This window comes from Amycolatopsis sp. NPDC043885, assembly GCF_056435685.1.
Genome location: NZ_JBWKEA010000001.1, coordinates 900,131 through 921,634 on the forward strand (window position 1 = coordinate 900,131; position 21,504 = coordinate 921,634).

At 67.0% G+C, this 21,504-nt stretch carries 19 protein-coding genes, 6 tRNA genes and 1 pseudogene; 11 read left to right on the top strand and 15 right to left on the bottom strand.

Going from position 1 to position 21,504, the window contains the following annotated elements:
- Window positions 1-93 precede the first annotated feature (93 nt).
- A complete protein-coding gene (locus AC069I_RS04540) occupies window positions 94-1,086 on the top strand; it encodes a tetratricopeptide repeat protein (protein WP_478223674.1) in 993 nt (330 codons plus the stop codon).
- Here AC069I_RS04540 and AC069I_RS04545 read toward each other — a convergent pair.
- Both AC069I_RS04545 and AC069I_RS04550 read right to left on the bottom strand, forming a co-directional pair.
- On the bottom strand, window positions 1,083-1,976 hold the full coding sequence (locus AC069I_RS04545; RefSeq protein ID WP_478264847.1) for an SWIM zinc finger family protein: 894 nt from the start codon (window positions 1,974-1,976) through the stop codon (window positions 1,083-1,085). The genes AC069I_RS04540 and AC069I_RS04545 overlap by 4 nt on opposite strands.
- A 4-nt stretch (window positions 1,977-1,980) precedes the next feature.
- Window positions 1,981-2,649 (bottom strand): SDR family oxidoreductase, encoded by a 669-nt coding sequence (locus AC069I_RS04550; protein ID WP_478264848.1) that lies wholly within the window; start codon window positions 2,647-2,649, stop codon window positions 1,981-1,983.
- A 46-nt stretch (window positions 2,650-2,695) separates the two neighbouring features.
- Between AC069I_RS04550 and AC069I_RS04555 the strand changes: the two genes are divergently transcribed.
- Window positions 2,696-3,256: a TetR/AcrR family transcriptional regulator gene (locus tag AC069I_RS04555; RefSeq protein ID WP_478264849.1), complete on the top strand. Its 561-nt coding sequence runs from the start codon at window positions 2,696-2,698 to the stop codon at window positions 3,254-3,256.
- Here the strand turns inward: AC069I_RS04555 and AC069I_RS04560 are convergent.
- Window positions 3,253-4,452 carry a hypothetical protein gene (locus tag AC069I_RS04560; protein ID WP_478264850.1) on the bottom strand — a complete coding sequence of 400 codons (1,200 nt, stop codon included), beginning with the start codon at window positions 4,450-4,452 and terminating at the stop codon, window positions 3,253-3,255. The genes AC069I_RS04555 and AC069I_RS04560 overlap by 4 nt on opposite strands.
- Window positions 4,449-5,912, bottom strand: coding sequence for an AAA family ATPase (locus AC069I_RS04565; protein ID WP_478264851.1), 1,464 nt, complete (start codon window positions 5,910-5,912; stop codon window positions 4,449-4,451). The genes AC069I_RS04560 and AC069I_RS04565 overlap by 4 nt, the downstream gene beginning before the upstream one ends.
- A gap of 166 nt (window positions 5,913-6,078) precedes the next feature.
- Here AC069I_RS04565 and AC069I_RS04570 point away from each other — a divergent pair, with 166 nt between their 5' ends.
- From AC069I_RS04570 to AC069I_RS04595, 6 genes are all read left to right on the top strand, one after another.
- Window positions 6,079-7,092, top strand: coding sequence for a phosphorothioated DNA-binding restriction endonuclease family protein (locus tag AC069I_RS04570; RefSeq protein WP_478264852.1), 1,014 nt, complete (start codon window positions 6,079-6,081; stop codon window positions 7,090-7,092).
- Between the two features lie 321 nt (window positions 7,093-7,413).
- A tRNA-Trp gene (locus AC069I_RS04575) sits at window positions 7,414-7,482 on the top strand.
- A gap of 122 nt (window positions 7,483-7,604) precedes the next feature.
- Window positions 7,605-7,678 (top strand) — tRNA-Arg (locus AC069I_RS04580).
- Between the two features lie 34 nt (window positions 7,679-7,712).
- A tRNA-OTHER gene (locus AC069I_RS04585) sits at window positions 7,713-7,799 on the top strand.
- A gap of 3 nt (window positions 7,800-7,802) precedes the next feature.
- A tRNA-Arg gene (locus tag AC069I_RS04590) sits at window positions 7,803-7,874 on the top strand.
- 266 nt (window positions 7,875-8,140) lie between these two features.
- On the top strand, window positions 8,141-9,307 hold the full coding sequence (locus AC069I_RS04595) for an SRA domain-containing endonuclease (protein WP_478264853.1): 1,167 nt from the start codon (window positions 8,141-8,143) through the stop codon (window positions 9,305-9,307).
- Window positions 9,308-9,377: 70 nt separating this feature from the next.
- Here AC069I_RS04595 and AC069I_RS04600 read toward each other — a convergent pair.
- The 8 genes and pseudogenes from AC069I_RS04600 to AC069I_RS04635 all read right to left on the bottom strand — a co-directional run bounded on the left by AC069I_RS04600 (window position 9,378) and on the right by AC069I_RS04635 (window position 16,261).
- A tRNA-Arg gene (locus AC069I_RS04600) sits at window positions 9,378-9,451 on the bottom strand.
- A gap of 42 nt (window positions 9,452-9,493) precedes the next feature.
- Window positions 9,494-9,583, bottom strand: a tRNA-Ser gene (locus tag AC069I_RS04605).
- Window positions 9,584-9,648: 65 nt separating this feature from the next.
- Window positions 9,649-11,185: pseudogene (locus tag AC069I_RS04610) on the bottom strand (phosphatidylglycerol lysyltransferase domain-containing protein).
- A gap of 33 nt (window positions 11,186-11,218) precedes the next feature.
- On the bottom strand, window positions 11,219-13,195 hold the full coding sequence (locus AC069I_RS04615) for an acetoacetate--CoA ligase (RefSeq protein WP_478264854.1): 1,977 nt from the start codon (window positions 13,193-13,195) through the stop codon (window positions 11,219-11,221).
- 19 nt (window positions 13,196-13,214) lie between these two features.
- A complete protein-coding gene (locus AC069I_RS04620; protein WP_478231239.1) occupies window positions 13,215-13,976 on the bottom strand; it encodes an ESX secretion-associated protein EspG in 762 nt (253 codons plus the stop codon).
- Window positions 13,976-15,100 (bottom strand): PPE domain-containing protein, encoded by a 1,125-nt coding sequence (locus tag AC069I_RS04625; protein ID WP_478264855.1) that lies wholly within the window; start codon window positions 15,098-15,100, stop codon window positions 13,976-13,978. The genes AC069I_RS04620 and AC069I_RS04625 overlap by 1 nt, the downstream gene beginning before the upstream one ends.
- Window positions 15,100-15,579, bottom strand: coding sequence for a hypothetical protein (locus tag AC069I_RS04630; RefSeq protein ID WP_478264856.1), 480 nt, complete (start codon window positions 15,577-15,579; stop codon window positions 15,100-15,102). The genes AC069I_RS04625 and AC069I_RS04630 overlap by 1 nt, the downstream gene beginning before the upstream one ends.
- A gap of 49 nt (window positions 15,580-15,628) precedes the next feature.
- On the bottom strand, window positions 15,629-16,261 hold the full coding sequence (locus tag AC069I_RS04635) for a dienelactone hydrolase family protein (protein WP_478223686.1): 633 nt from the start codon (window positions 16,259-16,261) through the stop codon (window positions 15,629-15,631).
- A gap of 97 nt (window positions 16,262-16,358) precedes the next feature.
- Here AC069I_RS04635 and hisC point away from each other — a divergent pair, with 97 nt between their 5' ends.
- Window positions 16,359-17,414 carry a histidinol-phosphate transaminase gene (gene hisC, locus AC069I_RS04640; RefSeq protein ID WP_340686694.1) on the top strand — a complete coding sequence of 352 codons (1,056 nt, stop codon included), beginning with the start codon at window positions 16,359-16,361 and terminating at the stop codon, window positions 17,412-17,414.
- A gap of 113 nt (window positions 17,415-17,527) precedes the next feature.
- On the opposite strand, the gene AC069I_RS04645 is transcribed toward hisC, so the two are convergent.
- From AC069I_RS04645 to AC069I_RS04655, 3 genes are all read right to left on the bottom strand, one after another.
- Window positions 17,528-18,289, bottom strand: coding sequence for a sulfite exporter TauE/SafE family protein (locus AC069I_RS04645; RefSeq protein WP_125679063.1), 762 nt, complete (start codon window positions 18,287-18,289; stop codon window positions 17,528-17,530).
- Window positions 18,290-18,370: 81 nt separating this feature from the next.
- On the bottom strand, window positions 18,371-18,715 hold the full coding sequence (locus AC069I_RS04650; protein ID WP_478264857.1) for a VOC family protein: 345 nt from the start codon (window positions 18,713-18,715) through the stop codon (window positions 18,371-18,373).
- Window positions 18,716-19,342, bottom strand: a complete 627-nt coding sequence (locus AC069I_RS04655; protein WP_478224429.1) for a GNAT family N-acetyltransferase — start codon at window positions 19,340-19,342, stop codon at window positions 18,716-18,718.
- 74 nt (window positions 19,343-19,416) lie between these two features.
- On the opposite strand from AC069I_RS04655, the gene AC069I_RS04660 reads away from it, so the two are divergent.
- On the top strand, window positions 19,417-20,109 hold the full coding sequence (locus AC069I_RS04660; RefSeq protein ID WP_478223688.1) for a FadR/GntR family transcriptional regulator: 693 nt from the start codon (window positions 19,417-19,419) through the stop codon (window positions 20,107-20,109).
- A gap of 77 nt (window positions 20,110-20,186) precedes the next feature.
- Window positions 20,187-21,002 carry a class I SAM-dependent methyltransferase gene (locus tag AC069I_RS04665; RefSeq protein ID WP_478264858.1) on the top strand — a complete coding sequence of 272 codons (816 nt, stop codon included), beginning with the start codon at window positions 20,187-20,189 and terminating at the stop codon, window positions 21,000-21,002.
- Window positions 21,003-21,504: the final 502 nt, after the last annotated feature.

Here is a 21,504-nt window from a genome sequence, read left to right on the forward strand (position 1 = left end):
CCCGGGTTCGCCGGGTAGTCGTTGCCGCGATGTTGTCACATCGAAGCCCTGAGCTGCGACTACCCCAGGAACGCTGCCGGAAGGAGCGGGCTTGTGGGCGACGGAAAACGTAAGTGGAACACCCGGGTCGACGACTATCTGAACCGGAAGGCCGCGGAACGCGGGCACGTGATCGCCATGGCACGTATGGGATCCACCGCGTTGGAGCGCGGCGATCTCGACGAGGCGGAGGCGTGGTTCCGGAAGGCCGCCGAGGGCGGGGACAGGGTCGCGATGGGCAACCTGGCGCGTCTCCTGACCGAGCGCGGCGTGCCGGAACAGGCCGAACGCTGGTATCGGGAAGCGGCGACGGCCGGTGATTCGCATGCCATGTCGCATCTGGGAAATCTCTGCGCACGACGAGGGGATTCGGACGCCGCCGAGGACTGGTGGCGGCGTGCCGCCGTCGAGGGCCGGGTCGAGGCGATGGCGGAACTGGCGCGGTCACTGCACCGGCGTGGCGAACTCCAGGAAGCCGAGTACTGGGCTGGCGACGCCGCGGAGGCGGGCAACGTCGAAGGAATGATCACGCTGGGCGCCGTGCTCTGCGACACCGGCCGGACCTCCGAAGCGGATCCCTGGTGGCGCAAGGCGAGCGAAGAAGCCGACGCGACGTCGCTGATCAAACTCGGCCACCAGGCCCAGCAACGGGGCGACCTCACGCGCGCCGAAAGCTGCTACCACGCCGCCGCGGCCGCCGGCGCCCCCGACGCCGCCGTCCGCCTCGGCGTGGTGCTGCACCGCCGAGGCGAACTCGACGCCGCCGAACACTGGTATCTCAAGGCCGCCAAACGGGGCGACGCCGCCGCGATGACGAACCTGGGCGTGCTGGCCAACGACCGGAACGATCCCGGCGAGGCCACCGCCTGGTACCGGAAGGCCGCGGAGCTCGGCAGCGTCCCCGCGTACACCAACCTCGGCAGGCTCGCCGCCGACCACGGGAACTTCCAGGAGGCCGAGCACTGGTTCCGCGCGGCCGCCGACACCGGCGACCAGGCGGGGCGACGGGATCTGGAGGAGCTGTACCGCAACCGTCAGCGGTTCTAGGCTTTCCAGTTCCGCATCGCGGCGAACCCTTCACGCAGCCGCTGGAGTTTGCGGCTGCGGTACGGGTCTTCTCCGTCGTCGAGCCTCCACCGCTCCTCGACACCGGCGCGGAACACCGCGAGCCCCTCGAAACCGAGGCTCGCGGTGAAGTCCGCGATGTTCACGTCGACCCGGCCGGAGCCGTCGAGGTCCAGCCGCAGCAGCCACTCCGCGAGCTCCTTGGGCTCCGGCGGCGAGTCCGCGCAGGCCTCCGCGTACAACGCGAGGGCGCCCCGCGCCTCGTCGCCGAGCGCGCCGAACGAGTCCTCGACGAAGTCCAGCGCCTCCACCACCAGCTCGACGACGCGGCACAGCAGCGGCCCGTCCATGAGTTCCCTGGCGGTGGCGAGCACCTCGCGCACCTTCTCGGTGTACGCGACCGTGCCCTGGAAGCCGACGAAACCGCGCAACCGCAACGTTCGCTCGACATGACGCCGCAACGCGTCGAGGTCGCCGCGGCCCGCCTTGAGCGAGAGTTTGCGGAACAGGGCCGGGTCCTCGTTCGCGTGCCCGACGAGCAGCTCGATCAGCTCGGCGCGGTCCAGGGTCTCGACGTACCCGCGGATGTCGGCCGCGCCGCCGTCCGCCACGCCCTCGAGGACCAGCAACCCGACGGCCACGCAGTGCTTGCAGAAGAAGCCGTCCGCCGCGTGCGGGCAGGTGCACTCGCCGACCAGCTCGCCGTCGACGTCGCGCAACCGGACCGTGTACCGGTCGGTGCCGCTGACCACCGCCGTGACCCCGCCCGCGACGTCGTCCAGCGTCTCGACCGACTCCAGGTACTTGGCGCCGCGCGCGAAGGAGACGTCACCGGCCTGCCTGCGGAGTTCGTCCTCGCTGAACCACGTCACCGGCCTATTCTGCGCCTTGGCCCGGAGGACCGAGGAACAACCCACCGCTCGCGTCGAGGACCTGCCCGGTCACCCACCGGGCGTCGTCGGAGGCGAGGAAGGCGACGACGTCCGCTATGTCCTCCGCTGTACCGAGCCTCCGGTGCGCGGTGAGGGTTTTGATGGCGGCCTCCAGCTCCGGCGTGAAGATCTCGCCGTTGTCCGCGGTCCTGGTGGCGCCCGGCGCGACGACGTTGACCGTGATCCCGCGCGGTCCGAGCTGGTGGGCGAGGGTGCGGCTCATCGTCTCGAGCGCGCCCTTGGTCATCGCGAAGGACGTCTGGGCGGGGTTGGCCATCCTGGTCGCGACCGACGAGACGTTGACGATGCGGCCGCCGTCGTTCAGCGGTGCTCGCTGGATGAGGAAGTACGGCGCTTTCACGTTCACCGCCATCAGGCGGTCGAAGCTTTCGGGCGTGTCCGTCTCGATCGGGCCTGCCGGCTGGGCGGCCGCGTTGTTGACCAGGATGTCCAGGCTGTCGATGCCCTCGAGGGCGTTGTCGACTCCCGCCATGGTCGACAAGTCGGCCTGCTCACTCGACAGTTTGATGGTTCGTATGCCGTCCTTCTCGAGCCTCCGCGCGATCGCCGCCCCGATCCCCCGCGACGCCCCGGTCACCAATGCCGTCTTCATGCACACCCCAGATGTTAGTTACTAACACTTTGATAGTGTCTACCACGTGAGCCTCCGAGACCGCCAGCGTGCCGAGACCCGGCTCGCCATCCAGACGCACGCCATCCGTCTCTTCACCGACGTCGGCTACGACGCGACCACCGTCGCCGACGTCGCCGCGGCCGCCGGCGTCTCGGCGATGACGGTCTACCGGCACTTCCCGACGAAGGAGGACCTGGTCCTCTACGACGAGTACGACCCCGTGACCGCTTCCGCCGTGCTTGAGCAGCCTCCTGGCCCTTTGCCCCTGCGGATCGGGCGCGCGCTGGAGTCGACCGCCGCTTTGGGGTCTTCGCAGGAGAAGGCTTTCCTGCTGGCGCGGCTACGACTGATGATCTCGGTGCCGGCGCTACGGGCGCGACACCTGGACAGCCAGTACGCGACGGCGGATGCGATCGTGGCTTCTCTCGGTTCTTCTTCGCCCGAGGAGGAGTTTCAGGTGCGGGCTACGGCTATGGCGTGCCTGGGGGCGGCACATGTGGCGCTGCTTCGGTGGGCGGAGACGGACGGGGAGGCGGACCTGGCTGGATTGGTCAGGGAGGCCCTGACCAGCGTCTTCGGAGGCTAGCTAGCCAGCCAGCTGGAGAAAACCCGCGCCAACTCGTCCTTGAGATGTTCAGGCGCGCAGTATCTGAGCGGACCTGCCATCGTGTGCCCCACCCCTACTTTTGGGACCGCCTCGATCGGCGCTACGACAAACGCCTCACCCTCGTCCATGAGCAACGTCCTGGCCTCAACCAGATAGGCGAGAGCCTGGTCGTACCCGCTCCGCAAGTACTCACCTTTGTTGGTGTACTTGCATTCAATGACCACCCCACGCTTGTTCGCATGGTCTATCAGGAACAAATCCGCACCCCGAACGTAGCCACGGCGCACCAACCCGCGGGTCGCCTCGACGTAGGGTTCGGTGTTCTTGGTGAAGTCCCAGATTTCCGCCGCTTCGAACCATAAATCCCACGGCGCAGCGCCAGGAACTTCAACTCGAAACGCAGGACCGCGCGAGCGCCCAGCCAGCGGACGACGGCTAACCGGCCGACATTTCTGCTCGCGCAGCACACCAAGCATCGTTCCTAATACGCAAAGGTGAAAAAGCCGCCACCTGATCTCGTCGTCAGGAGTCAGCAACTCAGCAGCAAGCCGAGCCAGGTCACTGGTTTCTTCCTGCCGGAGCAGGTCGGCCAGGTCCCCGACGACCCGCCACAATGGTCCGGCCCGCCGAATTCCCTCGACCATCAGTCGATCCGGTGACTCAGCTTCCACAGCTTGCAGTTCCGGCGTCGCCGCCAACTCGTCCAAAGTGGACAGCTGTACTTGCACCTTCTTTCCGATCGTAGGACGCATCTCCTTCGCATGCAGGTGTACTGCAATGAGACGCTCGACCGTCCAGCGCAAGGTACTCAGTAGTTCGTCGTCCACCCCACGTCGACGGGCGCGGCCGAAAAGTTCGGTCGGCGGCCACCCCTGCCGTCGAGTAGCCGGCCAGTCAATGGCTCCCCGCGGAGACCGGCTGCGCACCGTTTCCGCTTGACTGACAACGGGTAAGACCTTCAACCAGTCCTGAACGTTCGTGGGTAGCTGCTCAACCAAAGGCCGGCATTGCTCAAAGAGGATGAGGTGTGCTCGACGCTCGACATCCTTCTCCGTCCACTCGAAGTCATCCTCGCTGAGGACCGCGGCCAAGCCCGCATACAGCTCACCCTTACCGGACCAGCTACGGAAAAGCTCCACAAGACCGTCCTCGGGAAAGGACAGCTTCTTCGTCATCGAAGAGCCTTCAGGTGGTCAAGCAGCCAATCCCACTGATCACCCAGCACCGCAGTTGAGCCCAGCACAGTCCCTAGCCTGCCCAACCTGCTTCCGTCGTAGCCGGACAGCCAAGATCCCATGCACGCCAGATAGCCCTCGGCAACCAACTGCGTGAGGCCAGACTCAGCATCTGCCAGCAGCCCCGAAGCCACATAGTCGGAAACATCAAGGAGCGCCGCAGGCCCCATCGGGTCCAGAACGTCGACTTGAGCAGCATAGATACGTTCCAGAATGCCGCGAAGACGCTCTGCTTGCGGCTCTGGCACTTGTGCGTCGGCCCCAGCGATCCTGTTCCTGAGGGCTGCGGAGAACTCGTCACCTACCGGGGCTGACACCGGAACATGACTGAAGCGTCGACCGAGCGCCTGACCGAACCGGAACACGCGCTGCGCATCGACAGCGTTGTAGGTACCGATGAGTCGCCAGTCAGTCCCAGCCACGTAGTAGATCGGCTCGTTCGATGAGCCTTCCGCTCGAAGGCGTTCTTCCCCGACTACAACGCTTTCCGGCTTCGTACCCCAGGTAAGGATGATCGGGCTCGACCTCGGATCTGGACTGACTCGCCCAACCATGACCTCCTTGCCAGAGAGCCACGTCAGCAACCCTCCGAAGATTCGGTCCAGATCAGCGCGATTGGCCTCATCGAGGACCAGCCACTGATCTTCTGCAATGGCTTCCAGCACGTGCCCCGGGCTGAATCGCAAATGCCCGTCGTCGTCAACGGTGTCGCCACCAACCAGATCTCGGGTGGTCCATGACTCGTCCGGAGTAACGATGAGTGGGTTGTGTACGAGCCCCATCCCGAAGGACTCTGGCTCCCTGCCGATCTCATCGACGAGTTCGCCAACCAGCTGCGTCTTCCCTGTTCCGGGCGGGCCCACCAACATTACTGCCTTACTGGACCGCACCGATAACCGAAGCATCCGCCGGATTCGGTCGTCGATCACTAGCCGCTGTGCAGGCGTTCTCACCTTCCGCCCCTTGACCACGACACGCTCTAACGACTTCCCGAAGAACTTGGCCACCTCTTCGGCGGACGTGATCTCGGCTCCGATCTGCATGCCGACCCAAGTGACGTCCCAGCCAAACTCACCCTGGCCGAGAAGAAGCGCGGCGGGCGTGTCGTTCGAGCGCAGGTACTCGCGCAGCGCACTTACAGCGCGATCGGTGTCAGCTGAAGGAAAGACCACCACTACAAGCTCAGCGTTCTCGACCCGGGTCGAACGGTCCAGCTGACCAGCCAACTCGGCCGCCCTACCGATTTGAATTGCGGCAACGCGAGTCGCTCGGATGCCAGCAACACTTCCCAGGTAGTACTCGAGTCGCGAGAACTTCGTCCCACTGGGCGAGTCCAGATCGACCTCGCCCAGGCCGTCTCGGAGCAACCTCTCAGGCGTCCATTCCTCCGCGTCAGTCATGAACCTGAAGGTACCGGCGAGCGCACGGCCAGCCGACACGCCACGCGCGGTAATCGGCCCCCGAGCAAGCCCCTCCCGTTAGCGGACATGCTTCACTTCGGGAGTTGCGCGTACGCAACCTTCGCGCCACTACACTCAGTCGCCTGCGTCACACGGAGGGGTGGTTGTGGACGAGAACGGCCTGCACGAGCAGCTTCGTCAGCTTCAGACCGAGGAGGTCAGAGGCCAGCATGCACTGCACAAGCCCTTGTTGCTGCTCTGGCTCTTCGGTCGGTACCTCGATGAGCGCTCCTCGGCCACGACGTTCGAAGCCGCGGAGGCTCCCCTCAACGACCTGATTGATCAGTTCAGCCTTCGCAAGGTCTCCGCAGCGGAACCCTTCTGGGCACTCGAACGAACGCTGTGGACTCCGCTCACCGCAGACGGCTCGCCCATCGCCGAAACCCCTCGCTCAGCGAAGTGGCTACGGGACAATGGAGCACGCGGCAGTCTCCGCGACGAAGTGGTGAATGTGCTCGATGAACCTCGTGGCGTCTTCTCAGCCGCCGATGTGCTCTACGAGTACTTCCCTCACAACTACGTCGATCGGCTTCGGAGTGCCGTCAGATTGGTGCCACCCGTGTTTTTGCGTTCTGCCGCACTGAAGCGTGAAGCGCCGACGACGGCCACCACCACGAAGCTGCCCCGAGCGCCGCGAAGCAAGAACCGAGAGGTTCCTCTCAAGTACGAACGATCAGTCCGCAAAGCAGTCTTCGACTGGCTCGAAGACTTGACCGCACAGAACGGCGGCCCGATCCCGTTCGCGCAGCTGACCAACTTCATCTTCGACGGCACTCGCATCCCGGTCCTCAATCCCCAGTCCGGAATTCACAAGCCGGCAAAGCTCGGCAGCGCCTTGTCAATCAAAACAGTGTACAGGCGCCCCAGTGAGGAACGCCCGTACGAGGATGAACTCGACGGAAGTGGCCGTATTCTTCGCTACAAGTATCGAGGAAAAGATCCACTCCACTCCGATAATGTCGCTCTGCGGACGGCGATGGAACTGAAGCTTCCACTGTTCTGGTTGAAGGGTGTAGATCCCCACGCGAACTACGAAGTTCACTTCCCGCTGTGGCTGACCGCAGAGAGGCCTGAGCAGCACCTGTTCGAGGTTTCGTTCGACGGTCCTCCCGACGACTAGCTGCCCATAGCTCAGGCTCCACCGCCACAAAGGCGTTGCGCTGCAGCGATCCTTGAGTCAAGGTAAGTGCACTCAAACAGCCAGAGGAGCAGCCATGACGAACATGTACGAGCGAAAGGCGCAGCGCCGGCATTCGGCCATTGCGCTCGCCGCCGCGTGTCCGTCACCCCATGGCCGACGATCCTCGTCGTGGCCTAGCCAGTGGATTCAGGCCTGCGAAGGCTCCCCATCATGACGCCATAGTGTTCGTCATGTCGGGGAGCCGCCCGTCGGGAAACCGACCTGGGCGGCTTCTCTTTTTGCGTGCCCATGAATTTCTTTATCGGCGAGCTTAGGAAGCGGCACGGTCTCCAAAACCGTCGCCAGGGGGTTCGATTCCCTCCGCTGATGCTCGACGCTGCCGATTGCAGCGCGAACCTTGATAACCGAAGACTTTTTTCCAAGCTCGTCCCCGTCGCCGAATGAGGCTGCCAGGCCGAGCGCCGGTGGAGGCGTGTCTACGTCTTCACTTCGCCCGTGTAGCTCAGTTGGATAGAGCGCCGCACTACGAATGCGGAGGTCCCAGGTTCGAGTCCTGGCACGGGCACTGGTCGGCGTGTCCGAGGGGGATTCGCCGGCTTGGAGGATTGGCCGAGCCCGGTAAGGCAGCCGTCTTGAAACGGCGGTCGGCGCGAGAGCGTCGCGCAGTTCGAATCCTGCATCCTCCGCAAGCCCCCGTGGTCCAACGGATACGACGCCGGCGTCCGAAGCCGGGAACGCAGGTTCGACTCCTGCCGGGGGCACGGAGACCGAAGCCGAAGGAGACGAGGCTCCGGATTGTGGCTCCGGGCATTAGCCGGTGCAAGTCCGGTCGGTCACTCCAGCTTGGCCCACTTCACGACGGTCGTGCGGCGGCCTGCAAAGCCGTTGGACTCCGGGTTCGACTCCCGGGTGACCCTCCACCACAGAGCGACCTTTCTGGCGACACGGTTGCGTACGTGACAAAAGAGTTCCACCGCCGCAAGTCCTTGCGCTACATTCGGACGTACGTTCGAATGGGGGTATCTAGGTGTCCTTGAAGGAGCTCACGAGTCGCGACGCGGTACTCAAGGCAGCACAGCAGTGCGATGTCATCGACCTGGGAGCACCCGAGTCCAGGCTCTCCCGCGCGCTAGTCCTCGAACTCGACGGCAAGTACTACCACGCCCAGAAAGTCGTCAGTCTCGCCTACAACGTTCAGCACCCAGACCGCGACAACCTTCCTGCCTCCGATCTCACCGAAGAAGCCACAGCACGTAGCCTCCGCCGACTTGGCTACACAAGCTCCACAACTGCCCAGTTATGGCCACCACGTCTTGGAGCGGAGTACCCCAACCGAACTGCCATCCGGAAGATTTTTGGCGGCAACGGGGTTGCTGGGATCACCAGTTTTTCTGGCGACAGCGTCATCAACATCTTCTCGGACGAAGAGGGGCCATACGCCGATGAACCACCAGACGCGGTGAACCCCTTTGAGTATCGCGGCGAGGGACGCAACGGCAACCAGAAGCTGTCACATGGGAACAAGGCACTCGATACCGCTCGTAGGAATCTTGAGGCGGTGCGGTACTGGTACCGACCGGCTGGCGGCACCTTCAAGTTCACTACCTGGGTAGCAATCCTTAGCCGAGCGCAGGTGTGGTCACCTGACGACAACAAACAACTCCGTCTCGAGTACGCGTTCCAGGTGATGGCAGTCCCCGGTCCCGAGCTAGACACTTGGCCAGCTCGTGTACGCAAGCTCATCGACGACCAAGACATCAAAGACGTACCGCCACCGCTGCCCCCAGCTAAGAACGCCACGAGCAGCCAGCGAAGGACGACCTACCGGGACTATCTCCGCCTTATCGATAAGTCATCGAAGGATGGTCGCGAGGGACGCACGCCGTCCAAGGGAACCCGCAATGTCTATCCCCGCAGTCGCGCCGTACGCGATGCGGTGCTCGTCCGCGCGGACGGCGACTGCGAGAACGACAAGTGCACAGGCATGCCCTTCGACACCGCACCTGGCGGGGTGTCGATCCTTGAGGTGGACCACGTAGACGATCTCGCACTCAACGGGCTTGACCACCCGTCAGTCATGATCGCGCTCTGCCCTAACTGCCACGCGGCGAAAACCCGAGGGGCAAACCGAGCCGCTATCAAGCGCCGCTTTCGCGTCAGGGCTGCCGAACTACATCACAGTGCCGACCAGTAACGGTCCACAACGGACAGACAAAAAGGCCCTCCCGCGAACGGGAGGGCCTTAGTGCTGTCTCAACCAGACGTGCGCCCGAAGGGATTCGAACCCCTGACCTTCTGATCCGTAGTCAGATGCTCTATCCAGCTGAGCTACGGGCGCTTGTTCAGTTATCAATCTAGCACCTGCCGGAACAGGTACCAGCGGAGGCTCCGGGATTTGAACCCGGGAGGGGGGGTTACCCCCAACCGCATTAGCAGTGCGGCGCCATAGACCAGACTAGGCGAAGCCTCCCAGGCCCAACGACCACTGCTCAAATAGGTTACACACCCCGCGTACCCCCTTGGAAGGCACCCCCCTTAGACGCGTTGCAGGGCTCTGAGCAGGCGATATGGGCGACCGCCGAGTCCTTCGGCTTCGAAGACGGCGACGCCGACTCGGGGGAGGTCGCGGGCCGCGGGGTAGGCGAGGTAGCGCGGGACCCAGCGGGGCTGGAACTTCGCGTTGAAGCGGTAGAGGGTCTCGATCTGGATCCAGCGTGAGAAGAATCGCAGTGTCCGGGCGGACAGGCGGGCGACGGGTCCGGCGCCGATGCGCTGCCCTTGTTCCAGGACGGCCCGGAAGGCGGCGAAGTTCAGCGAGACGTGCTGGGCCGGGGTCGTCAGGAGGAGTTCGGAGATCATCAGTTCGTTGACGCCGGTCGCGGCGCATGACGTCCAGGGAGGGGCCCTTCTCGCCCCAGGGGACGAACTGGAGGACTCCGCGCATCCGTCCTTCGTGTTCGGCGGTCACCAGGATCGAACCTGGGTCGCCGATACGGCCGAGCGCCATCGAGAAGCCACGTTCGGTATCGGTGCCGCGCCAGGTGGCGGCGAGAGTGCGGAGTTTCATCGAGCTCGGCGAGAGGCAGGTCTTCGGCTTTCCGGATGCGCGCGGTGTAGCCGGCGCGCTTCGTGCGCGAGACGGCTTGGCGGACTCCGCGCATGACGCGGCCTTCGAGGGTGAAGGTCTCGGTGTCGACGACGGCCTCGTCGCCGATCTCCAGCACCTAGAGCCCGAAGCGTGCCCAGACGGTCGCGCCCAGTTCCGAGCAGCCCATGGCCGCCGGGGTCCAGGCGTACCGCCGGCAGACGTCCAGGTACTCCTCGATCGCGCCGAGCACAGCGCGACGCCGGCGATCACCCGATAGGTCACCGCGGCCTTCCCCGACTTCGAGAAGACCACGAACTTGTCCCGGCGCAGGGCGAAGTACCCCAGCGAGTCCCGCTCCCCCAGCAGCCCGCGGAGCCGTTCGACCTCGTCGTCGGTCAGCTTCGGCGCGGGTTCGGCCGAGCGGAGCAGGAAGTACGCCGCCGGCAGCACCGCGCCGATCCCGAACAGCAGGCCGACGGCGGCCGACAGGTCTTCCAGCCACAGCGCGGGGAACACCACCGGACCGCTCACGCCGATCAGGGCCAGTGTCGACTGCGCCAGCCGGTCGCCGAAATCCGCGGCGATCGGCGCGACCGAAAGCAGCACGAAGTTGATCGCGACCCCGGCGACCGTCAGTTGCAGGAAGACCCGGACCGCGCGCCACCGGCCGATGACCGGATCGGGCAGCGCGATGAAGTGGCGCCGCGTCGCGATCAGGGCGATCAGCAGCACGGCGGTGGCGACCGCCGGCTGCCAGGCCGGGCGCTTGCGCCGCTTGAGACCGGTGGCGAGCAGCATCAGCAGTACACCGGTCACCAGCACGACCGTCGCCGCGCCGACCGTGGCCTCGTGCGGCAGTTCCAGCCATTCGACGACGCGTCCGCGCAGGGTGCGCCCGGCCGGGACCAGCACCGAGACCAGGGCCAGCAGTCCGGCCAGCCGCGTCACCCAGGTGATCACCGCCACCGAGGTGGCCCCCGCCACCCGCCAAGCGCCCGCCAAGTTCCGCCCCTGCGTTCAGCTCCTCGCCAGCTCCACGAACGGTACAAGGGCGTCGGGGTTCAGCAGGGCATCCCGGCTGACGGCGCGGTCAGGTGAAACACCCGAAAGGATCTTCTTGACCGGGACCTCGCATTTCTTGCCGTTGAGCGTCCGGGGCACCTCACTCACCTGGACGAACCGGTCGGGCACGTGCCGCGGCGAGAGGGCCCCGCGCAGTTCCTTGCGCAGGGCGGGCTCGACCCCGTCGAGCGACGCGCCCTCGGTCAGCACGAGGAAACACAGCAGCTGCCCATCCTCGTTGCCCGCCGCCGACGTGTCGATCACCAGCGAGTCCGCGACCTGGTCGAACGACTCCACGACGCGGTAGAACTCGGCCGTGCCCATCCGGACGCCGCCGCGGTTCAACGTCGAGTCGCTGCGCCCGTAGATGACGGCGGAGCCGCGGCCGGTGATCCGGATCCAGTCGCCGTGCCGCCAGATCGCGGGGTACATCTCGAAGTACGCCTCGCGCAGCCGCGAGCCGTCCGGGTCGTTCCAGAAGAAGACCGGCATCGACGGCATCGGCTCGGTGATCACCAGTTCGCCGACCGTCTCCACCACGGGCTTCCCGGCCTCGTCGAACGCGGCGACGGCGGCGCCGAGCGCGCGGACCGAGAGTTCGCCCAGCCAGACCGGGACGTCCGGGGCGGACGCGACGAACGCCGCGCACAGATCCGTGCCGCCGGACACCGAGCAGATCTGGACACGTTTGCCGACCTCGTCGACGATCCACCGGAAGCCCTCGACGCTGAGCGGTGCGCCGGTGGATCCCAAGGCGCGCAACGCGGTGAGGTCGTACCGCTCGGACGGTTTGATGCCGGCCTTCAGGCAGCTCTGGATGTACGGCGCCGATGTCCCGAAGTAGGTGACGCGGTGCTGCTCGGCCAAGTGCCACAACACGTTCAGGTCGGGATGGCCCGGGCTGCCGTCGAACAGCACGATCGTGGTGCCGGTCAGCAGCCCGGAGATGAGGAAGTTCCACATCATCCAGCCGGTGGTGGTGAACCAGAAGAACCGATCGCCAGGACCGAGATCGCTTTGCAGCGCAAGGGCTTTGAGGTGTTCGAGGGTGATCCCGCCGTGTCCGTGGACGATGCCCTTCGGCAGTCCGGTGGTCCCCGAGGAGTACAGCACCCACAGCGGGTGGGCGAAGTCGACGGGCTCGAACGCCAGCTCCGCGCCGTCGTTGTCGGCGAGCAGCCGGTCCCAGTCGAGCGTGCCGTCGAGGCGGCCGCCGGCGTAGTCGACGAGCACGGTCGCTTCGAGCGTGGAGATCTCGTCCCGCAGGGCGTTCACCGTCGACCTGCTGTCGAACCACCGTCCATTGTAGACGTAGCCGTTGACCGCGATCAGCACCTTCGGCTCGATCTGCGCGAAGCGGTCGGTGATCGCGCGGACGCCGAAGTCCGGCGAGCACGACGACCAGATCGCGCCGAGGCTCGCGGTGGCGAGGAAGGCGATCAGCGTCTGCGGGCAGTTCGGCGCGAGCGCGACGACCCTGTCCCCTTTGGACACTCCCAGCTTGCGCAGCCCTTCCCGCGCGGAGGCGACGGCGGACCGCAGAGCGCCGTACGTCAGCTGCGACGAGAGGCCGTCTTCGCGGTGGAAGATCACGGCGACCTCGTCGTCGGCCTTCGCGGCGCCCGCGACACCGGGCATGAGCGAGTGCTCGGCGTAGTTCAGCGTGCCGCCCTCGAACCAGCGCGCGTCCGGCATCCCGCCGGTGAGCACCTCACCGGGCTCGTCGTGCCAGCGCACGCCGAGGAAGTCGGCGACGGCGGACCAGAACTCCGGTACGCGCTGGACGGAGAACTCCCACAACGCGTTGTAGTCGTCGACCTCCACGCCGCGTTCGGTGCGCAGCCACTGGCGGAACGCGTCGATCTTGGTGTCGGGCAGGCGGCTCGGCTCAGGGCGCCAGAGCACTTCTGGGGCGTCGGCGGTGTGCGTCACCCCGCGATGTTAACCCTCGTTAACCGCTCTGGCGAGCCCCCGTGAACAGCTCGTACGCCATCGACTTCAGCCGCGACGCGTCGAGCGGGGTGACGGTCAGCCACCCTCGATCGCGGCGAAGCCCGTAGCGGCCGTCGGGGGTGTCCACCCAGGTCAACGCCCCTTCGCCGCGCACCCAGCGGCCTTCCCACGACTTCCTGGCCGCCCCGAGCCGCCCGCCGCCGATCCGCCGCGTCGCGATCCTGACCAGCACGATGACCTCGGGTTCCCGCAGCCCGGCGTCGCGCAGGACGTCGGAGAACGCCGGCTGCCCGCCGCGCTCCCCCGCCTCGCACGCGGCCGTGTAGTCGTCGACACGCAGGTTGACCGAGAGGCCCCGTCCCTGCTCGCACGGCGGCAGTGCCTGCAGCAGGGTCGCGGCGACGAGCGGCTCCCGCAGCTCGGACAGCTCGACGTCGGTGCCCGAAACGCCGATCGCGACCGCGCCGCGGTCGGACACGCAGCCGACGGCCCGGTACGCCGGGTCGCCGTCGAGCCGCAGGTCCAGCGTGAGTTCGCTGTTCGCGACGGTGTGCAGCAGCCGCACCAGCTCGGGCGCGGGCGAGTCGACCGTGCCGAGTCCGCGTTCGGACAGCGTCGCGCTCGCCGTGGCCACCAGTTCCGCCCGGAACTCCGGTGTCCGCCCGACGTGCGGGACCTCCAGCACTGCGGGCAGTTCGTCGCGGCCGTGCGCCGACCAGAGAAGGAACAGCTCGCCGACGTGCAACCGGATCCAGTCCATCAGCGGTCGGTCCTCGGGTCTTCGCCGATGACCGGCGGGGTCACGTGCCCGCTGAGACCCCAGACGTCGGAATCCTCGACGAGATAGCCCGGGGACTTGCGGCTTTCACCGTCCTGCTGCCCTTGCGGCGGCATCATCCCCATCGGCATCCCGCCGACGCCGCCGCTCCCCGCGGCCGCGGCCCTGGTCCCGGCGACCTGACCGGGCTGCTGCCCCGACGGGCCGAACCCGCTGACACCCGAGCGGCTGCCCTGCCCGAGATCCTGGGTCGTGCCCGCGACGCCGGGCGGCGGCACGACGGCACCGCTGCTCGCGCCGGGCTGACGCGGCGCCTCGACGACCGGCTCCCGCACCTGGATCGGGCCGGCGTCGTCGACGCCGCTGCTGCGCGTGGAGTCGTCCGGCGGCGTCTCCGGCTTCGGCTCGGGATCCGGCTTCGGTTCCTCGGGTTTCTCAAGGATCTTCGGCTGTTCGCCGTACGAGACGAACTGCGGGACGTTCTCGTAGACCTCGCCGGAGCTCCGCTGCATCCGTGTCATCACGTCGGCGGCCTGACGGTGCAGGTCCTGCGCGTTCTCGTCGGTGGGTTCGGCGACGATCCGGCCGGCTTCGGCGAAACCGCCTTCCGACGGCGGCGAAGCCGACATGGCCTGCGTCGAATCCGGATCCGAAACCGGGACAGGACGGCGTTTCGGCACCTCCGGCGGCTTGGGCCGCGGGGCGTATCCCGGCGGCTCGGGCATCGTGCGCCGCGCGGTTTCGGCGATATCCGCCTGGCGGCGCACGCAGTTCGCGACGTTGTCCGCGCGCAGGCTCGTCTCACTCGCCCAGTCGACGAGCTTGATCGCGACGTCACGCGCCCTCTCGGCACCCTCGCCCGTCCAGCCGTCGGCGGTCGCGACGATGGCCGCCCTCAGCTCCGAACCGATCCTGTCGAGGACCACCCCGATGGTCGCCCACTGCCCGGCGGCGGCTTCCGCGCTCGCGAGGTCCAGCTCGTTGTGGACCATCTCGTAGAGCTCCCGGTGCGGGATGGTCAGGTAGTCGATGTCGGCGTAGAGGCTGTCGGGACCGGGTTCCGGGTCGGGCTCGCGCGGCGGCCACGGCATCGGCAGGATCCGCATCAGCGCTCATCCTTCCGCTCGTGGTCGACGACGTCCTCCATGTCGAACCGGCGGGCGATCCGCTCGATGCGTTCCTGCCCCTCCTCGTCCACGGCGACGTACAGCTTCCGCGCCGCCTTCACGGTGAGCTGGAAGTCTTCGAGGACACCGGCGAAGTCCGTGAGGACGGGCACGGCCGCTTCGGTCCCCTTGGTCGCGGCGCCCTGGAAACGTTCGCTCATCGTGTGCCCGACGAAGTTGTCGCCCAGTTTCAAGGGCGCTTTGAACTCCGTCGAGCCTTTGATCAGGGCGTCGAGCTCCTGACGTGCCTTCACCAGTGCGTCGATGAGCTTCTTGGCGGCGTCCTCGGTGACCTTGACGGTCCCCTTCTTGGCATCGGTCTTGGCGGCCCGGACCTTGCTCGCCAGCGGCGCCAAGGCGGGCGCCGAAGCGCCGAAGGCGGCTTGCGCCGTCACGCGCGTCTCGGGTGACTGTGCCATCGGACCCCTCCCCTGTCACATCTGAAGGGGAATGCTAGCGCGAACGGAGTCACCGCAGGTGAGCGTCGAACCAATTCAGCGTGCGCTGCCAGGCCTCCGCGGCCGCGTCCGGGTCGGCGTCGAAACGGTGGTTGGCGCCCGGGTAGTGGACGACGTTCGTCGCGACGTTCGCCGTCGCCGCCGCTTCGCGAAGTTGCTCGACTTCGGCGCCTCCGGCCTCGTCGCCCGCGTCGCCGTACATGCCGAGCCAAGGGCTGGTGAGCCGTCCCGCGATCTCGACCAGGACCGGCAGCCCGGTGACGCCCTGCCCGCCGACGCTGACCGCCGCGCCCAGCCTGCGGTTCGACGCCACGACCAGCGCGGCCGTCCCGCCGAGGTCGAAACCGACCACACCGACGAGATCCGCCTGGACACCGCGCTCGGCGAGCCAGGAGAGCGTCGCGTCGGTGGCTTCGAGCAGGTCCTGCTGCGTGAGGTCGTCCCGGTCGAGATGCGGGGTGACGGTGAGCCAGCCTTCGCCGGCGAGACCGGCCAGGAGCAGGCCCAGACCCTCTTCGACCTCATCGGCCTCCTCGTGCAGCACCACGAGCCCGCCGCGGACGACACCGTCCGGTTCGGCGAAGGTCAGGCGCAGCGTGCGGCCGTTGGCGTGCTGGTGTTCCACGGTGGTCGTCAGGGTCATTCCTCCATCAGACCACTCTTAGGTAAATATTCGGAGCTTGCGCTCGCGCGGGAGGATACGGTGTCGGAGCCGTCCCCCAGACGTAGGAGCGCCGAAGATGTCACCTGTTTCGCCGCGTGCGGATCTCGAATCGTTGCCGAAGTACGTCCCTGGCCGGACAATCCAGGGCGCGATCAAGCTGGCGAGTAACGAGGTTCCCGGTGGGCCGCTGCCGAGTGTGGCGCAGGCCATAGCCGAGACGGCGCAGGGCATCAACCGGTACCCGGACATCACCGCTTCCGCGCTCGTCGAGCGGCTGGCCCGCGAACTGGGCGAGCCGGTCGAGCGGATCGCCGTCGGCTGCGGTTCGGTTTCCCTTTGCCAGCAAATGATCCAGGCCCTGTGCGGCCCTGGCGACGAGGTCGTCTTCCCGTGGCGTTCGTTCGAGGCGTACCCGATCGTCACGCAGGTGGCGAACGCCGTCAGCGTGAAGGTGCCGCTGACCGCCGGGCACGGGCTGGACCTGGACGCGATGCTGGCCGCGATCACGCCCAAGACGCGGCTGGTCTTCGTGTGCAACCCCAACAACCCGACCGGGACGGTCGTGCGGCGGGCGGAACTGGAGCGCTTCCTCGACGCTGTGCCCTCGGGTGTGCTCGTCGTGCTCGACGAGGCGTACAAGGAGTTCGTGACCGACGCCGAGGTGCCGGACGGCGTCGAACTCGCGCGCGGCAGGGACAACGTCGCGGTACTGCGGACTTTCTCGAAGGCGTACGGCCTCGCCGGTCTTCGCGTGGGTTACGCGGTGGCCCCGGAAGCGATCACCGTCGCGCTGAAGCAGGTCTACGTCGCGTTCTCGGTGAACATGATCGCCCAGGCGGCGGCCATCGCCTCGCTCGACGCGGCCGACGAGCTGCTGGAACGCTGCAAGGAGATCGTCTCGGAGCGCACGCGTGTCCGGGATGCCTTGGTGGCCAAGGGTTACGAGGTGCCGGAGACGCAGGCGAACTTCGTCTGGCTGCCGCTGGGCGAGCGGACGACCGAGTTCGCGGAGCACGCACTGGAGCGCAAGCTGATCGTGCGTCCCTTCGCGGGCGAAGGCGCGCGAGTGACCATCGGGACACCTGAAGAGAACGACCTCTTCCTCGAAGCGGCCGGGGATTTCCCGCGCTGAGCACACTTTCGGCCGGCCCGCGCTTCGTCCACGGAGCGCGGGCCGTTCCTCTTTGAGGGCAAGGCAAGGGAACCCCGCACCGCGGACGAGTCGGCACGCGCATCGGGCCGGTCCTATTTGAGGAGCAGCTGCACCATCGCGGCGAGGCCGATCACGACGATCACGCCGCGCAGCACCTTCGGCGAGAGCTTGCGGCCGATCTTCGCGCCGATCTGGCCGCCGATCGTCGACCCGACCGCGAGCAGCGCGACCACGGGCCAGCTGACCGGCGCGATGAAGGCGTAGATCGCGCCCGCGACGATGTTCACGACCGCCGACAGGGCGTTCTTGACGCCGTTGAGCCGCTGCAGCGACTCCGACATCAGCATCCCCATCACGGCCATCATCATCACGCCCTGCGCGGCCGTGAAGTATCCGCCGTAGATGCCGATCAGGAAGATCAGGAACAGCAGGAGCGGCCCGATCTTGTGGACCGTCCCGTTCTCCTCGCGGCGCTTCGCGACCCAGGCGGCCACTCGCGGCTGGACGATCACGAGCACCACCGCGAGGCCGACCAGCGCGGGGACGACGGTCTCGAAAGCGTCCTTCGGCAGCGAGAGCAGCAGGATCGTCCCGCAGATCGCGCCGAGGAACGACGCCACGGCGAGTTTGGCGACCTGGGGCCAGTAGCCCTTGAGCTCCTCCCGGTAGCCGATCGCCCCGCTGACCGTGCCGGGGGCGAGGCCGATCGCGTTGGACGTCGTCGCCGTCAGCGGCGAGTAGCCGAGGGCGACCAGAACCGGGAAGGTCACCAGCGTGCCCGAACCGACGACCGTGTTGATGGTGCCCGCCCAGAGCCCCGCGACGAAGATCACTACCGCGTGCCACCACGTCATAAAGCGCTCACGTCCGCACCCTAAGCACCGTTACCTCCTTTCGCGCTCCGGATGTGTCTAGTCGAACATTCAACGAGCCCGTTATGTCTCGTTCGGTGCGAAGACGCAGAACTCGTTGCCCTCGGGGTCCTCGAGAACGTCCCACTCGACGTCTCCGCCCTTGGCGCGCACGAGCTTCGCCCCGGCGGCGACCAGCTCGGCCGCGGAGCCGAAGACGTCGATATGCATGCGGTTCTTCACGGTCTTCGCCTCGGGCACCGGGTTGATCCAGATCAGCGGGCCGCGACCGGCCGGATCCTCGATCGCCACCGGCCACTCCACCGGCCGCTGGTCGCGGCGGACGTACCCCATCGCGGCGCACCACCAGTCGGCGAGGAACTGGTGGTCGTTCGCGTCGAGGCAGATGTCCTCGAACACCGCCGGCATTCAGTTCTCCTCCGGTAGATGAGCCGCGGTGATCTCCGCGTCGACCGTCCAGCCGAGCGTCAGGTACAACGCGCGGCCCTCCTCCGTGGCGACCAGGACCGCTCGCTCCGCCCCGGCGGCGACCGCCACCTCGTCGAGCCGGCGCATGACGAACCTGCCCAGCCCTCGCCGCTGGTGCTCGGGCTCCGTCACGACCTGATCGATCACCGCCGTGCCGCCGGCTATCGCGACCCGGCCGGTTGCCGCGCATGAGCCGTCCGGCGCGCGCACCACCACGTCGGTGACCACGCCATCGCCGACCAGCTCCGCCCGGTACGGCTCGGGCGCGGCCATCACCGGCCGCAGCGCTATCGGGGCGCTCATCAGGTACTCCGGCGGGCCGACCTCCCATTCCGGCGGCACCGTCTTCGCCACCTCGTCCCGCGAACCACTCACCTTCAGCCATGTTCCGGGCTCTGTCAGCGAACGCGCCCGGCGCGCGACCGATCCGGCGTCCGCCAGCACGTATCTCACGCGGTGCCCGGGACGCCCGACGTCGAGCCGGTAGCCGTCCGGTTCGGCAACCGGGACCCCGACGCCGCGCGAAAGCGCCCAGCCGTGCACCCATGCCTTGATCAGCCCTGCCACCCCAGTCATCTTCGGATGATGACACCCCGCACCGACAATTCCTGGCGTTCCGCCGAACCTGCGAGGATGGCACCGTGGCGGGCGACGAGCGCGAACAGGTGTGGAGTGCGACGGTCGACCATCTGCGCGCGATGATCGACTCGGGCAGGCTCCCCGCCGGATCGAGACTGCCCGCCGAACGGGCGCTCTGCGAACAGCTCGGCATCAGCCGCGGTTCGCTGCGGCAGGCGTTGCGGGTGCTGGATTCCATCGGTTACGTGCAGGTGCGGCCGGGGTCGGGCACGTACGTTCGCGAGAAGCTCGACGAGCGACCCCTGCGCGGCTGGTTCTCCGAGCACGAGCACCTGGTCGAGAAGCTGTTCGACCTGCGGACCACCGTCGAGCCGACGCTGGCCGAGCGGCTCGCGCTCGACCACACGCCACGGGTGCTCGAGCGGCTGGAGGGCACCGTCGACGAGATGGACCGGGCCGCGGCCGACGGCGACATGCTGCGCGTGATCGCGGCCGACGCCGAATTCCACCGGGTGATCGCGGAGAACGCCGGCAACGACGACGTCACCGACCTGCTGCGTTCGGTGCTGTCGCTGGTCGGCGAGGAGCGGCGGGCGGCGTTGCGGCTTCCCGGGCAGATCCGGAAGGCCGTCGACGAGCATCGCGCGATCCTCGAGGCGATCCGCGGTTCGGACGCGGCGGCCGCGCGGGAGATCACCCTGCGGCATCTGCTCGACGCCAAGACCTACGTCCACGACTACACGACCCGGGATTGACGCTTCCTTGATGGCGTTCGCGGATCCGCGCGAGTAGAGTTTTCAGAAGATTGTGAAACTTCTGACGGGGGTGTGCGGTGGAGAAGGTCCGGTTCACCGAAGAGAAGGCGACGATGCTCGCCACGCTGTACGGCCGGGCACTCGACGCCCGCAGCGACCGGCCGATCCTCGGCGACAAAGCCGCCGACGAGGCCGTCAAGCAGATCGACTACGACTTCGCTTCCCTGGGCGTGAACGCCGACATGGGCTTGACCGTCGCGATGCGGGCCAAGCCGATGGACGACTGGGCGGCGGCGTTCCTGCGGGAGCACCCGGACGCGACCGTCGTCCAGCTCGGCTGTGGGATGGACAGCCGCGTGTACCGCGTCGACCCGCCGCCTTCGGTGCGGTGGTTCGACGTCGACTACCCGGAGGTCGTCGATCTGCGCGCCCGGATCTACCCCGCGCGGGACGGCTACCGGACCATCGGCTCGTCCGTGACGGACTTCGGCTGGCTCGACGAGATCCCGTCGGACAAACCCGGTCTGGTGATCGCGGAGGGGCTGACGATGTACCTAAGGCCGTCCGAAGGCGAGGAACTGCTGCGGCGGCTGATCGCGCGTTTCCCGCAGGGCGGCGAAATGGTCTTCGACATCTTCAGCAGGCTGGGGATCAAGCTGCAGAAGCTGAATCCGGTGGTCCGCAAGGCCAAGGCGACGCTGTACTGGGGCATCGACGAGATCTCCGAACTGGAACGGCTCGGCTTGACGCTGGTCTCGAAGCTCGACTCGACGGATTACGCGACGCCCGAAGTGAAGGCGCGGATTTCGCCGTCGATGCGGGCGCAGCTGTGGTTCGCGGGGCTGTTCCCGGCGTTCAAGAAGATGGGGCGGATCCTGCGGTTCCGGTTCTGAGGGCCTCCTTCCCCACTCTGAAGGTCAGGATCCCGGCGAAGTCGCATGAACGCCGGCCAGTGTCGCTCTTGGCGATTCGAACCGGACCTCCTGACAGACGATGTCCACAAAGGACTCCAAATCCCAGAAGAATGTCCGTTTGATGCCTATATGTACGGTTTTGATGGTGGTCGTGAGTGAGCAGGACGGTTCTATTGAGGGAAAGGGCGAATGTGGCGTGACCGAGCCTCTGCGACGAAGGACCCCTTCACTGGCTCAAGGCAGAGGCGGCCTTCGCGGCCGTGATTCTGGACTGGCCGACAGGAGCCGACCGCGCCCCCGAGTGTCCACCAAGGACACTTTTCGCTGACTCGATGTCCGAGTGATGCCCAGATGGACGATGTCACGAGGGGGTCGTGGGGGGGGGTTTTGGGTTTTCCCCCCCAAAACCCCCCCCCCCCCCCCCCCCCCCCCCCCCCACCCCCCCAACCCCCCCCCCCCCCCCCCAAAAAAAACACCCCCC

Bases quoted from the DNA above. Each gene is read 5' to 3' on its own strand.
- AC069I_RS04630 (WP_478264856.1), bottom strand. From the start codon at position 15,579: ATGGCACAGTCACCCGAGACGCGCGTGACGGCGCAAGCCGCCTTCGGC.
- AC069I_RS04620 (WP_478231239.1), bottom strand. From the start codon at position 13,976: ATGGACTGGATCCGGTTGCACGTCGGCGAGCTGTTCCTTCTCTGGTCG.
- AC069I_RS04650 (WP_478264857.1), bottom strand. From the start codon at position 18,715: ATGCCGGCGGTGTTCGAGGACATCTGCCTCGACGCGAACGACCACCAG.
- AC069I_RS04565 (WP_478264851.1), bottom strand. From the start codon at position 5,912: ATGACTGACGCGGAGGAATGGACGCCTGAGAGGTTGCTCCGAGACGGC.
- AC069I_RS04635 (WP_478223686.1), bottom strand. From the start codon at position 16,261: ATGACCCTGACGACCACCGTGGAACACCAGCACGCCAACGGCCGCACG.
- AC069I_RS04625 (WP_478264855.1), bottom strand. From the start codon at position 15,100: ATGCGGATCCTGCCGATGCCGTGGCCGCCGCGCGAGCCCGACCCGGAA.
- AC069I_RS04645 (WP_125679063.1), bottom strand. From the start codon at position 18,289: ATGACGTGGTGGCACGCGGTAGTGATCTTCGTCGCGGGGCTCTGGGCG.
- AC069I_RS04560 (WP_478264850.1), bottom strand. From the start codon at position 4,452: ATGACGAAGAAGCTGTCCTTTCCCGAGGACGGTCTTGTGGAGCTTTTC.
- AC069I_RS04550 (WP_478264848.1), bottom strand. From the start codon at position 2,649: ATGAAGACGGCATTGGTGACCGGGGCGTCGCGGGGGATCGGGGCGGCG.
- hisC (WP_340686694.1), top strand. From the start codon at position 16,359: ATGTCACCTGTTTCGCCGCGTGCGGATCTCGAATCGTTGCCGAAGTAC.